At 72.8% G+C, this 12,475-nt stretch carries 10 protein-coding genes; 4 read left to right on the forward strand and 6 right to left on the reverse strand.

All coding sequences use genetic code 11. The annotated features are described in order from the left end of the window. Positions 1-4 precede the first annotated feature (4 nt). A complete protein-coding gene (locus ACFY7C_RS26595) occupies positions 5-1,066 on the forward strand; it encodes a potassium channel family protein (RefSeq protein ID WP_389655662.1) in 1,062 nt (353 codons plus the stop codon). A 326-nt stretch (positions 1,067-1,392) separates the two neighbouring features. Continuing rightward, positions 1,393-2,373, forward strand: a complete 981-nt coding sequence (locus tag ACFY7C_RS26600) for an NAD(P)H-quinone oxidoreductase (protein ID WP_389654990.1) — start codon at positions 1,393-1,395, stop codon at positions 2,371-2,373. Between the two features lie 194 nt (positions 2,374-2,567). Here the strand turns inward: ACFY7C_RS26600 and ACFY7C_RS26605 are convergent, their stop codons facing one another. From ACFY7C_RS26605 to ACFY7C_RS26625, 5 genes are all read right to left on the reverse strand, one after another. Further along, the gene (locus ACFY7C_RS26605) at positions 2,568-3,119 is read right to left on the reverse strand and encodes a bacterial proteasome activator family protein (RefSeq protein ID WP_389654992.1); all 552 of its coding nucleotides are present in this window, start codon (positions 3,117-3,119) and stop codon (positions 2,568-2,570) included. A gap of 126 nt (positions 3,120-3,245) precedes the next feature. After that, positions 3,246-6,113, reverse strand: coding sequence for an FtsX-like permease family protein (locus tag ACFY7C_RS26610; RefSeq protein WP_389654994.1), 2,868 nt, complete (start codon positions 6,111-6,113; stop codon positions 3,246-3,248). Beyond that, complete coding sequence (locus tag ACFY7C_RS26615) at positions 6,110-6,847, reverse strand: ABC transporter ATP-binding protein (RefSeq protein ID WP_389654996.1); 738 nt, start codon at positions 6,845-6,847, stop codon at positions 6,110-6,112. Before ACFY7C_RS26615 ends, ACFY7C_RS26610 begins: the two co-directional genes overlap by 4 nt. A 170-nt stretch (positions 6,848-7,017) precedes the next feature. Then, positions 7,018-7,683 carry a PadR family transcriptional regulator gene (locus ACFY7C_RS26620; RefSeq protein WP_389654998.1) on the reverse strand — a complete coding sequence of 222 codons (666 nt, stop codon included), beginning with the start codon at positions 7,681-7,683 and terminating at the stop codon, positions 7,018-7,020. Positions 7,684-7,779: 96 nt separating this feature from the next. After that, positions 7,780-7,980, reverse strand: a complete 201-nt coding sequence (locus tag ACFY7C_RS26625; RefSeq protein WP_389655000.1) for a hypothetical protein — start codon at positions 7,978-7,980, stop codon at positions 7,780-7,782. A 67-nt stretch (positions 7,981-8,047) separates the two neighbouring features. Between ACFY7C_RS26625 and ACFY7C_RS26630 the strand changes: the two genes are divergently transcribed. Then, positions 8,048-8,644, forward strand: coding sequence for a hypothetical protein (locus tag ACFY7C_RS26630; RefSeq protein WP_389655002.1), 597 nt, complete (start codon positions 8,048-8,050; stop codon positions 8,642-8,644). A gap of 219 nt (positions 8,645-8,863) precedes the next feature. On the opposite strand, the gene ACFY7C_RS26635 is transcribed toward ACFY7C_RS26630, so the two are convergent. Continuing rightward, a complete protein-coding gene (locus tag ACFY7C_RS26635; RefSeq protein WP_389655004.1) occupies positions 8,864-10,495 on the reverse strand; it encodes a protein kinase in 1,632 nt (543 codons plus the stop codon). A 288-nt stretch (positions 10,496-10,783) separates the two neighbouring features. On the opposite strand from ACFY7C_RS26635, the gene ACFY7C_RS26640 reads away from it, so the two are divergent. Continuing rightward, positions 10,784-12,472 (forward strand): protein kinase, encoded by a 1,689-nt coding sequence (locus ACFY7C_RS26640; protein WP_389655006.1) that lies wholly within the window; start codon positions 10,784-10,786, stop codon positions 12,470-12,472. Positions 12,473-12,475 lie beyond the last annotated feature (3 nt).

Here is a 12,475-nt window from a genome sequence, read left to right on the forward strand (position 1 = left end):
CGTGATGGCCCGGCAGGCGGACGAGAAGGTGACGGCCTCGCGGGTCCGGCTTCCCCGGCGCGTGGTCGAGAACCCGCTGCGCCAGGTGTTCAAACGCCTGCTGATGGCGCTGGGCGTGATGGTCGTGACCGTCCTCATCGTCTACCTGGACCGGGAGGGGTACCACGACAACGCCAATGAGACGCTCGACTTCCTCGACTGCGTCTACTACGCGACCGTCACCCTCTCCACCACCGGCTACGGCGACATCGTCCCGTACAGCGATTCGGCCCGACTGGCGAACATCCTGCTGGTCACGCCGCTGCGCGTCCTTTTTCTGATCATCCTGGTCGGCACCACCCTCGAGGTCCTCACGGAGCGCACCCGGGAGGAGTTCCGACTCAACCGCTGGAGGTCCACCTTGCGCGACCACACCGTCATCGTCGGCTTCGGCACCAAGGGTCGCTCGGCGATCCAGACGTTGTGCGCGACCGGGCTGCGCAAGGACCAGATCGTCATCGTCGATCCCTCCAACAAGGTGATCGAGGCGGCCAACTCCGACGGGTTCGTCGGTGTCATCGGTGACGCGACCCGTAGTGACGTGCTGCTGCGGGCCGAGGTGCAGAAGGCCCGTCAGATCGTCATCGCCACCCAGCGCGACGACACCGCCGTGCTGGTCACTCTGACGGCCCGCCAGCTCAACCGGGGCGCGAAGATCGTCGCCGCGGTCCGCGAGGAGGAGAACGCGCCGCTGCTGAGGCAGTCCGGCGCCGACGCCGTGATCACCAGCGCCAGCGCCGCCGGCCGGCTGCTGGGCCTCTCGGTGCTCAGCCCGAGCGCGGGCACGGTGATGGAGGACCTCATCCAGCAGGGTTCCGGACTCGACCTCGTCGAACGGCCGGTGACCAAGGCCGAGGCGGGCCGCAGCCCCCGGGAGACCGACGACCTGGTGGTGAGCGTGCTGCGCGGCCACCGACTGATCAGTTACGACGATCCGGCCGCCAGCCCGCTCCAGTTGACCGACCGGGTGATCACGATCGTCCGCGCCGCGCCGGTCGCCCCGCTCACCACGCCCACGGACGACTAGGCCGTGTCTTTCGGATCTTGCCGGGCTCGCGACTCCCCCAGAGCTTCGCCTGGGAGGTGCCCCCATGCGCACGCACGCCCGCCGCGTTGTCGTCGGTCGCCGATGTCCCCCAGGCTCCGCCCGGGAGGGGCCCCACCGCATGGACTCCCTCCTCCGCCTTGCGATCGCACGCACCAGACGCCGCTCCCTGATCCGGCCTGATCCAAAAGACACGACCTAGGGGCCGCCCGGCCGAGGCACCCGAGGCTCCCGGGGCGGCCACAGGCTCCCGGGGCGGCCACAGGCTCCCGGGGCGCGCCGGCGGCCCCCGGAGTAGCCTCGCCGACATGCATGCGATCACGATTCCCGAACCCGGCGGGCCCGAGGCGCTGGTCTGGGCCGAGGTGCCCGAGCCCGTCCCCGCCGAGGGCGAGGTTCTCGTCGAGGTGGTGGCGAGCGCCGTCAACCGTGCCGATCTGCTCCAGCGCCAGGGCTACTACGACCCGCCGCCGGGCAGCTCCCCGTACCCCGGCCTGGAGTGTTCGGGCCGGATCGTCGCGCTCGGCCCCGGGGTCTCGGGCTGGTCCGTCGGCGACGAGGTGTGCGCGCTGCTGGTCGGCGGCGGTTACGCGCAGAAGGTCGCCGTGCCCGTGGGCCAGTTGCTGCCCCGGCCGGAGGGCGTGGACCTGGTGACGGCCGCGGCGCTGCCCGAGGTGGCCTGCACGGTGTGGTCGAACGTCTTCATGCTGGCGCACCTGCGGCCGGGCGAGACGCTGCTCGTGCACGGCGGCGGCAGCGGCATCGGCACCATGGCGATCCAGCTGGCCAAGGCGGTCGGCGCGCGGGTGGCGGTCACGGCCGGCGGGCCCGAGAAGCTGGCGCGCTGCGCCGCGTTGGGCGCCGACATCCTCATCGACTACCGCGAGCAGGACTTCGTCGAGGAGCTCCGCAAGGCGACCGACGGGGCCGGGGCGGACGTCATCCTCGACATCGTCGGCGCCAAGTACCTGGACCGGAACATCAAGGCCCTCGCCGTCAGCGGCCGGCTGGTCGTGATCGGCCTCCAGGGCGGCGTCAAGGGCGAGTTGAACCTCGGTGCCCTGATGGCCAAGCGCGCCGCGTTGCTGGCCACCACGCTGCGGTCACGCCCGCTGAACGAGAAGGCGGCGGTCGTCGCCGCGGTCCGCGAGCACGTGTGGCCGCTGATCGGCGCGGGCACTGTCGCACCGGTGGTGGACCGCACCGTGGCGATGACGGACGCCGCCGAGGCCCACCGGGCCGTGGAGGCAGGCGCCCACGTCGGCAAGGTCCTGCTCCTGGCGCCCTGAGAGCGTCACCACGAGCCGCGCCCGAGCCCGGCGCCCGAGCCCGGCGCCCGAGCCCGGCGCCCGAGCACGGCCGAGCCCCCCGGGCACGGCCGAGGGCCCTGAGCCCGGACGAGCCCCGAGCACGGCCGAGGGCCCGGCACCCGCGGTGGATTCCGCGGGTGCCGGGCCCTCGGCCCTGTCCTCCGGGACCAGGCCTACAGGTACGGCCCCGATCCGACCGCGCGGCCGCGGCCGGGGCCCGGCTCGTCGTCATCGTCGTGGGCGGCGCCCGGCGGCAGGGCGCGGCGCATCTGCTCCAACTGGGCACGGGCCGCCATCTGCTGGGCGAACAGCGCCGTCTGGATGCCGTGGAAGAGTCCTTCGAGCCAGCCCACCAACTGCGCCTGCGCGATGCGCAGTTCCGCCTCGGAGGGAATGGCCTCGTCGGTGAACGGCAGGGAGAGCCGCTCCAGTTCCTCCACCAGCTCCGGAGCGAGTCCGTCCTCCAGCTCCTTCACCGAGCTGGCGTGGATCTCCTTGAGCCGCACACGGCTGGCCTCGTCGAGAGGTGCCGCCCTGACCTCCTCCAGAAGCTGCTTGATCATGCTGCCGATGCGCATGACCTTCGCAGGCTGCTCGACCATTTCCGTCACCGGGACCTCGCGGGATTCGTCGTCACCCTGAGTGCCGCCGAGCGCCATCCCGTCCTGGCCCACGATGAGGACCTGGGGGCTCTCCTGCGACCTGTCATTCCTCGGCATCTCCATGCCGCCATTCTCTCGCACGCATGCTTTCCCAGACGGTGTGCCCCCGCACGAGGGTGATCCACCCTCGTCCGGGGGCACAGCACGGCAACGAACCGCTCCGTACGGGTCGGTGCGAGCCGGTACGGGTCAGTGCGCGGCGCGGCGGGCCAGCGCCCCGCGCGAGCGGGTCACCAGGGCCGCCAGCAGGGCGGCGCCGAGGGGCACGGCCACGAGGAGGGCGCCGAGCGTCTCCCAGGGGACGACGATCGGCACGTACGGCGGGGTCTCGTTGCCGCCCCAGCCGTTGTCGAGGGCCTCCTGGTAGAAGCGCAGCTGCTCGCGCTCCTCGGTGAGCCGCAGCCCGATCGCCGGCAGGACACCGGCCGCCGAGCCGAGGACCACGCCCATCGCCGCGACCACGCCGCACTGGAAGCCGCTGAGGGTGCGGCGGACCCGGGGCGGGGCGCCGACCGCGGCGAGCGTCTTGAGATCGGCCTCGGCGTCGGCCTGGGCGAGACCGGTGGCGATGCCGGCCGCGCCGATGGTGACCAGGCCGGCGAAGATCGTCAGGGCGAGCAGCACGATGCTGTTGTCGCTGGTGAACCCCTCCTCGACGGTCAGGTTGACGTCGCCGCCGAGCTTGGCGATCTCGGAGTCGAGCTTCTGCCGCTGTTCACTGCTGGGCAGGTGATCGGTGGTGAAGAACGCGCCCAGCGGAGCCGTGGTCAGCCCGGCGGCCTTGGCCGTGGCGGGGCTGATCACCCCCCGTACGCCGTAGCTGCGCGTGACGTCCCGTACCTCGTAGGCGGTGAAGGACTTCACCTCGCCCGGCACCGGCTTGCGCTGCTCGGCGGCCCGGTTGGCGGCGTCGACATCGGTGATCAGCTTCACGCCGACCTTGCCCGCCTTGTCGACCTGGGTCCGGGAGAAGCTCACGTACTTCCCGTCGGCGAGGGCCCGGGCGGCGCCGGGGTCGTCGATGCCGAGGACGGTGAGCAGCGAGGCGTCGGCGACGAGGATGCCGTCCGAGAGGGGAAGGAAGCCGCTGCTCGGGTCGTTCATGCAGCGCCAGTCCTTGGCGAGCGCGCGCCGCTGCTCCTTGGTGAACTTCTCCGCGGGGTCGGAGCCGTCGGGAGTGCTGGCCCACAGGGGGCACTCGTTGGCCGGCGGGATGACGACCTCCGAGCGGCCGCAGCCGGCTCCTTCGCCCCAGGGCGCGCAGCTCGCCTTGCCGACGGAGATGCGGGCGACATCGGCGCGGACATCGACGGGCAGGAGGCGCTGCACGGCCTCCCGGGCCGCCGCGGCGTCCCGGCCGCCCTCCTCGGGGGCGAGGACGGCGACGGCGCCGTACGGCAGGGTGGCCTCGTATCCGGCCCGCTGCTCGGCGTCCCGGCTCACGGCGTACGTGGAGACGGCGACGGTGCCCGCGACGGCGGCCAGGACGGCGGCGACGGCGGGTGCCGTACGGCCCCGGTTGCGCACGGCGTCGCGCAGGGCCAGGCGCGGGGAGAGCGGCAGCCAGCGGCCGGTCCGGCCGAACAGACCCACCAGGGCGGGGGTCATGGCGACCACGCCGAGCTCGGCGATGGCGGAGCCGCCCGCGACGATGACGAACTGGTCGGTGACGACGGAGCCGTAGAGGGCGATGACCGCGCCGAGCAGGACGGCGCCGAGGCCGACCAGGGGCAGCACACGGCTGCTGCGGCGCACGCCGCGGCGGCCGGTGAGGGAGGCGAGGACGGTCTGCCGGGAGGCGGTGACCGCCGGGACGATCGCGGCGAGCAGGCCGGTGAGGACGGCGATCGCGGCGATGCCGAGCAGTTCCAGCGGGCGGACGGTGAAGCCGCCGAACCGCTGGCCCATGTACTCCTCCAGCCACGGCCGGAGGGCGAAGGTCAGGATCAGGGCGAGGACGGTGCCGACCACGGCCGCGGCGACGCCGATGACGAGGCCGCCGCTGAGCACGATGGCCCGGATGTGGCTCCGGTCACCGCCGTTGGCGCCGACCAGGCCCAGCTGGCGGCGGGAGCGGCGGGCGCCGACGGCGAAGGCCGGTCCGGCGAGCAGACAGATCTCCAGCATCGCCAGGCCGACCACCGTGCCCACGGCGGCGAGCGCGGCGGCGTCGGCCGCCACGCTGCTCTCGTAGTTGCCCCAGCCCTCCTTCTGGAAGAGCGGCACCTCGGAGTCGGCGGGCGGGTCGAGGACCACGGCGCGGGAGTGGACCACGACACCCTTGGTGTTGATCTCCTGGACCGTGTTCCACGTGAAACCACCGGACTTCTTCACCAGGTACGAGGTGGAGACGTCGGGCTTCTGCATCCCGGCCTTCTCGACGGCCTTGGCGTACGGCGCGAGGAAGGCCCCGGGCAGGGCGTTGACCTGTTCCGCGGTGAGTTCGCTGGGCAGCTCGTACGCGCCGCTGATCACATACGTACGGTCGAAGCCGCGGGCGGAGACGGTGGAGCCGATCTTCAGCCCGCTGCTCTCCAGGAACCGGGTGGTCGCGGCGATCTCGTCGTTCTTCTCGGGGAAGCGGCCCTCGCGCAGCCGCATGATGCCCCGGGCGACGGGAACGGCGGCCTTCAGCTCGCGGACGTCGGTCCGCAGCAGGCCGTGCGCGGTGGTCAGCTTGGCGCTGCCGGTGCTGTCGGTGAGCACCGTCGAGCCGGCCGGGACGGCCTTGGTGACGTCGGTGTCGCCCTCGGGCCAGGGCTTGTCCGGGGACTCCTGGTCCGCGGCCGGTGTGTACTGCTCGCCCTTGGGGTCCTGGAGGACGGCGATCCCGCCGACATGCGCGTCGAGGAGACGGGCGTCGGCGGCGCCTATGGTGCGCTCCAGCTGCTGGGCGGGCGTGAGTTCGGAGCTGCGGAACGTCAGGTCGAAGGCGCTCACACCGAGGATCGGCAGGGCGATCATGGCGAGGACGAGGAAGCTGCGGCCCTTGGAGCGCCAGGCGTCACGGCGGGCTATGCGGACGGCGGCCCGCCAGGAGTGGAACCAGTTCGTCACTGCTGGGCCGCCCGGCCGGTCAGGAGCGAGTCGGCCTCGCTGCGTACGGTCTGGTCGACGACGGCGCCGTCCCGCAGGAACACGACGCGGTCGGCCCAGGCGGCGAACCGCGGCTCGTGGGTGACCAGGATGCCGGCGGCGCCGGCGTCGCAGCGGGAGCGCAGCAGGGCGAGCACGGACTCGCCGGTCTCGGAGTCGAGGGCACCGGTGGGCTCGTCGGCGAGGACGAGCCGGCGGTCGCCGACCAGGGCGCGGGCGATGGCCACGCGCTGCTGCTGGCCGCCGGACATCTCGTCGGGGAACCGGTCGGCGAGGTGGCCGAGGTCCATCTCGGCGAGGGCGGCGAGGGCCTCGGCGCGGGCCTTGCGGGCGGAGACGCCGTCCAGTTCGCGGGGCAGGGCCACGTTCTCGGCGGCGGTGAGGGCCGGGATGAGGTTGTAGTCCTGGAAGACGTAACCGATGCTGCGGCGGCGCAGGGCGGCGAGTTCCTTGCGGCCCGCGGTGGTGATGTCGGTGCCCTCGACGACGACCCGGCCGGAGGTGGGGGTGTCGAGGCCGCCCGCGATGGTGAGCAGGGTCGACTTGCCGGAGCCGGACGGGCCCATGACGGCGACGAGTTCGCCGGGGTGGACGTCGAGGTCGATGCCGCGCAGGGCGTGGACCTCGGTGGCGCCCGATCCGTGGACGCGGGTCAGGTTCTGCAGACGCAGCACGGGCTGCTGCTGTATGGACATGGTTCCCCCTCGGGCGTACGCCGGCGAACGGCCGTGTGTCGGGCGGTCGTGTGCCGGACGGCCGTGTGTCGGACGGTCGTCGGCGGTGCCGAGCGTGCGGTATGGGTCGTGGGTCGTGGGTCTGGGGTGGTGGGTCTGGGGTGTGGGTGGTGGAGCGGCAGACGTCGGCGTCAGTGCCGCGTCTTCCGGGCGGACGTCACGTGCGGTGACGGCGCAGCTGGTGACGTCACGGCTGGTGACGGCACGGGCGGTGCAGGCGCGGCCTCCGCGGCCTCCGCGGCCGAGGCGGCGGTCGCCGAGAGGCGGATGAGACGGGCCTCGCAGTGGTCGAGCCAGCGCGCCTCCGCCTCGGTCTGGAAGATCAGCTGTTCGAGGACGAGCAGCCAGGCGACCTCGTCGCGCTCCCGGGCCCCGCTCCGCTCGACGGCGGCGAGGGCCTGCGCCTTGAGCCGGGTGTAGTCCTGCATGGCCTTCACGGTGTGCCGGCGCTGGGACTGGATGACGTCACGGATGTCGACGCCGGGCGCGCCGACGGCCATGGCCAGCTTGATGGCCAGTTCATCGCGGGCCGGGCTGGTGCGGTCGACGGGATTCTCGAACCAGCTGCGCAGCTCCGCGCGACCGCTGTCGGTGATCACGTAGAGCGCGTGGCCGGCCTCGTCCTCGCCGTCCTGGACGACCATGCCGTCGCGTTCGAGCCGGCTGAGCGTCGTGTAGACCTGGCCCACGTTGAGCGGCCAGGTGGAACCGGTGCGGGACTCGAACTCCGTACGGAGCTGTGAGCCGTAGCGCGGGCCGCGTTCGAGGAGGGCCAGAAGCCCGTGGCGGATGGACATACCGAGTATGTATACCGAGTAAGTCGCCGCCGACAAGCGTCCTGAGAGGGACCCCGCGGGTCCGACTCAAGAGGGACCCGGGGCCTCGCGCGGCGCTCAGCGGCGCCGCATCCGCACCCCGAGGAAGCCGATGCCGAGACCGACGAGCGCCAGCCCCACGCCCAGCGTCAGCACGGGAATCCGCCGGTCGGAGAGGTCCACGGCGGCGTCGGTGCCGACGCGGTTCGCGGCCGCCGGTGGCTGTGCGGGCGAGGTCTCGGCGGCCGGGGCGTCCGTCTCCGGTACCGCTTCGAACACGTCGTCCGACTCCGCGGCGGGCTCCTCCTCTGTTGCCGTTTTGGTACGAGCGGGGTCCTCCGGGAGCGTGGCGGAAGGCGACGGGGAGGGGTCGGCCGGCCGGCCGGGGCGCTCCCTGCCCTCGCCCGCCGGCCGCCCCGCGAGGGAGGCGGAGTCCCTGGGCGCCGGAGCCTGGGGCGATCCGGACGGCCCAGCCGGTCCGGCCGGCCCCGACGGCCCGGACACAGGGGGCGCGGAAGCGGAGGAGGCAGCGGAGGGCGACGGTGACCGGGTGGGTCTGCTGGTGGCGGAACCGCTCGGTGCCTGTGCCGGTGCGGGAGCCGCGGGGGAGCGGGTCGCGGTCGCCGTGGCCGGGCGGGAGGCGGCCGGGCCCGGGCGCGGGGCGGTCGTGGCGGGGGGCGGAGCGAAGGGGCCGCGCACGGCGGCCGTCGGTCCCGGTGCGCCGGCGCTCTCCGAGGCGACGGGCGCGCCCTCGGGCCCGTACACGACCGGTCCGTTCGCCCCCGGCCCGTACATGCCCGGCGCGTACACCACCGGTCCGTTCGCCCTCGGCCCGTACATGCCAGGCGCGTACACCACCGGTCCGTGCGCCCCCGGCCCGTACGCGCCCGAGGCGTACGCGAGCCGCTCGTCGCCCACCGGTCCGTGCGCCCCCGACCCGTAGGCGAGCAGCCCGAACGCCGCCGACGCGAGCACCGACGCGACCGCCAACCCCCGCGCGCACGCACGCGCATGCGGGTGAGGACGAGGACGAGGACGAGGACGTGGTCCTGGAGTCACCGCGTGACCCCCTCCCGTACCGAGCCGCCGAGCTGTTCAACTCAGCGTCACATGACGGGACGGACCCGGCATCCCGGATGATCCGGACGGGTCCGGGGCGGCGCTACTGCTGCGGCGGGTTGCCCGTGGACACCTGGAACGTGAACTCGGCGTCCTCGGGGGCGATGTCCGTGCCCTGGCGCGGGTACTGGGTGATGACCGTGCCCTGGCCGTAGGTGGCCTCGTCGATCGACGACTCGGCCGCGACCTTCCAGCCGGCCTTCTGGATGCACTCCTTCACGGACTTGATGTTCTTGTACGTGAAGTTCGGGACCACGAACTTGCTCGGGTCCTTGCTCGACTCCTGCGGCTCCGTGCACTTCTTGACCTCGATGACCTTGGTGAGGTCCGGGCCCTTGTGACCGGGCGCGGTGCTCGTGCTCGGGTCGCCGCCCGCGGTGTTGCCGCCTTCCGGTTCCTTGTCCATGAGCGACACGGCCACGATCACACCGATCACGGCCAGCAGCCCGACGGCCCCGATGAGGATCTTGTTCATCCCGTTGGCGGACGAACCGCCGCCGGCGACGACCGGCGCGGCCTGCTGCTGCGGCACGGTGTAGGGGCCGGGCGTGGGCAGGGGGGCCGGGGTCTGGTAGACCGACGCCGGCGGCGGGGTCGGCACCTGCTGCGGGTAGCCGTACGACGGGGCCGGGGTCGGCACGCCGTACGGGCCGGGCTGCGGGGTCGGCTGGTACGGCGTCTGGATGCCGTGCGCGGACGGCGGCGGGGTCTGGCCGACCGGCGGGAAGACCGCCGAACCGACGCCCGAGCCGCTGTTGACCGGACCGCCCGCGACGATCACCGGCGCGCCGGTCTGGCCGGCGGAGAGCACCCGCAGGCACTCGTCGCGCATGGCGGCGGCGCTGGGGAAACGCTCGTTCGGGTTCTTCTTCAGGGCGCGGGCCACCAGGGCGTCCATCGCGGGGGTGACCGAACGGTTCACCGAGGACGGCAGCGCCGGCTCCTCCTGGACGTGCGCGTACGCGATGGCGAGCGGCGAGTCCGCGTCGAACGGCAGACGGCCCGTCAGGAGCTGGAAGAGCATGATGCCGACCGAGTACAGGTCGGAGCGGGCGTCCACCGCGCGGCCGAGGGCCTGCTCGGGCGACAGGTACTGCGGGGTGCCGACGACCATGCCGGTCTGCGTCATCGAGGTGACGCCCGACTGCATGGCGCGGGCGATGCCGAAGTCCATGACCTTGACCACACCGCGCTTGGTCATCATCACGTTGCCCGGCTTGATGTCCCGGTGGACCAGCCCCATCTCGTGGCTGGTCTCCAGGGCGGCGAGCACGTCGGCGGTGACCTTCAGCGCCTTGTCGGCCGGCATCGCGCCCTGGCTCTGGATGTCCGCGGCGAGCACCGAGCCGAGCGGCTGGCCCTCCACGTACTCCATGACGATGTACGGCATGACGGCGCCGTCGAGGGTGTCCTCGCCGGTGTCGAAGACCGAGACGATGTTCGTGTGCGACAACTTCGCAACAGCCTGCGCCTCGCGGCGGAACCGTTCGCGGAAGGACTGTTCGCGACCGAGTTCGGTGTGCAGCGTCTTGATGGCGACCTGGCGGTCGAGCGCGCTGTCGTACGCCAGGTACACCGACGCCATGCCGCCCTCGCCGAGAAGGTCGCGAAGCTGGTAGCGGCCGTTCGCGACCGAACCGCCCGCATAGCGGCCCTGTGCGCCGTCCTGGCTCATCTCGTGCTTCCCCCTACGCGCGCGTGGCGGCGCTGATCCGGAATTTCCTGGCCAAGTCTGCCCGAGGGCAGTGACACGTCAAGCCGGGCACCACTTCGGTGCCCGATCCGTGACCCTCCGCGCAGATCGTGTCCCCGAACCGTGACAGGAACGGGATCGGATTTGCACAGGCGTATGTGCCGGGTGCCGGGCGGGCGGTCCGTCGGCCGGTCCTGCGGGGACCGTGATGTCGTAGGGAGCCTGTAGCGTGACGACTGGAGACGGCACGAGAGACGACGGCGAGGACTGATGGCACCCGAATCCGGAGCAGGTGGCGGTGTGCCGGACGCTTCCGCCGAGTCGTGGGGCGTCGGCGGAGTCGTCGGCGACGGACGTTACCGACTGACCCACCGTCTGGGCCGCGGCGGCATGGCCGAGGTGTTCGCGGCCGAGGACGTGCGCCTGGGGCGCACGGTCGCCGTGAAGCTGCTGCGCCCCGATCTCGCCGAGGACCCGGTCTCCAAGGCCCGTTTCACGCGGGAGGCGCAGTCGGTCGCCGGCCTCAACCACCACGCCATCGTGGCCGTGTACGACTCGGGCGAGGACCTGGTGAACGGCCAGTCCGTGCCGTACATCGTGATGGAGCTGGTCGAGGGCCGCACCATCCGCGACCTGCTGATCAGCGCCGAGGCGCCCGGGCCCGAGCAGGCCCTCATCATCGTCTCCGGCGTCCTGGAGGCGCTCGCCTACTCCCACCAGCACGGCATCGTGCACCGGGACATCAAGCCGGCGAACGTGATCATCACGCACTCCGGCGCCGTCAAGGTCATGGACTTCGGCATCGCGCGCGCCCTGCACGGCGCGCAGTCGACGATGACCCAGACCGGCATGGTCATGGGCACGCCGCAGTACCTCTCCCCCGAACAGGCGCTCGGCAAGGCCGTCGACCACCGCTCCGACCTGTACGCGACGGGCTGTCTGCTCTACGAACTCCTGGCGCTGCGGCCCCCCTTCACCGGTGAGACCCCGCTGTCGGTGGTCTACCAGCACGTCCAGGACACTCCCGTCCCGCCGTCCGACGTCGCCCAGGGGGCGCCGCCGGAGCTCGACGGCCTGGTCATGCGCTCCCTCGCCAAGGACCCGGACGACCGGTTCCAGAGCGCCGAGGAGATGCGCGGACTGGTCCAGTACGGGCTGCAGATGCTCCAGGAGCAGGGCGGCCACACCGGCATGTGGAACACCGGACCGGTGGAGACGCACGACGGCTTCCACACCCCGCCGGGCGGCGCGGCGGCGACAGCCGTCATGGGCCACCCGATGCACCACGAGACCTCGCCGCGGCCGATCCTGCCGCCGGTGAACCCGGACGACGGCGGTTACGACGGCGGCTACGGCGGCTACGGGCAGGACGGCGGCTACGGCCCGCAGGGCGCGGGCGGCCGGAAGGGCGGCCGCGGCAAGCTGCTGCTGTTCGTGGCGCTCGCGCTGGTCGCGATGGTCGCGGGTGTCGTCTACGCGCTCGACAAGGCCGGCGAGAAGGGCGGCGGCAACACCAAGCCGCCCGCGGTCACCGACTCCCCGTCCACGACGAAGGACTCGCCGACCCCGTCCGAGGAGCCGTCCAAGGAGACCGGCACCCCGGACTCCTCGACCGGCGGCGGCGACCAGCAGACCTGGCCGCCGAAGACCCGGCCGCCGTACCGTCCGTCGACCGAGCCGACGCCGTCGACCGACCCGACGGGCACGACCGACGGCGGCACGGGCACCGAGGGCTCCACGGAAGGCTCGACCGAGGGCTCCACGGAGGGCTCGACCGAGGGCTCCACGGAAGGCAGCACCGAGGGCTCCTCCGAGGGCACCTCGACGGGCACGTCCACCGGGACCTCGACGGGCACCACCACGGGCACCTCGACCGGTACGTCCACCGGGACCTCGACGGGCACCACCACCGGGACCACGACGGGCAGCGGCACGGGCACCGGCAACGGCACCGGCTGACCC

It is taken from the genome of Streptomyces sp. NPDC012769 (assembly GCF_042901205.1).
Taxonomy (GTDB): domain Bacteria; phylum Actinomycetota; class Actinomycetes; order Streptomycetales; family Streptomycetaceae; genus Streptomyces.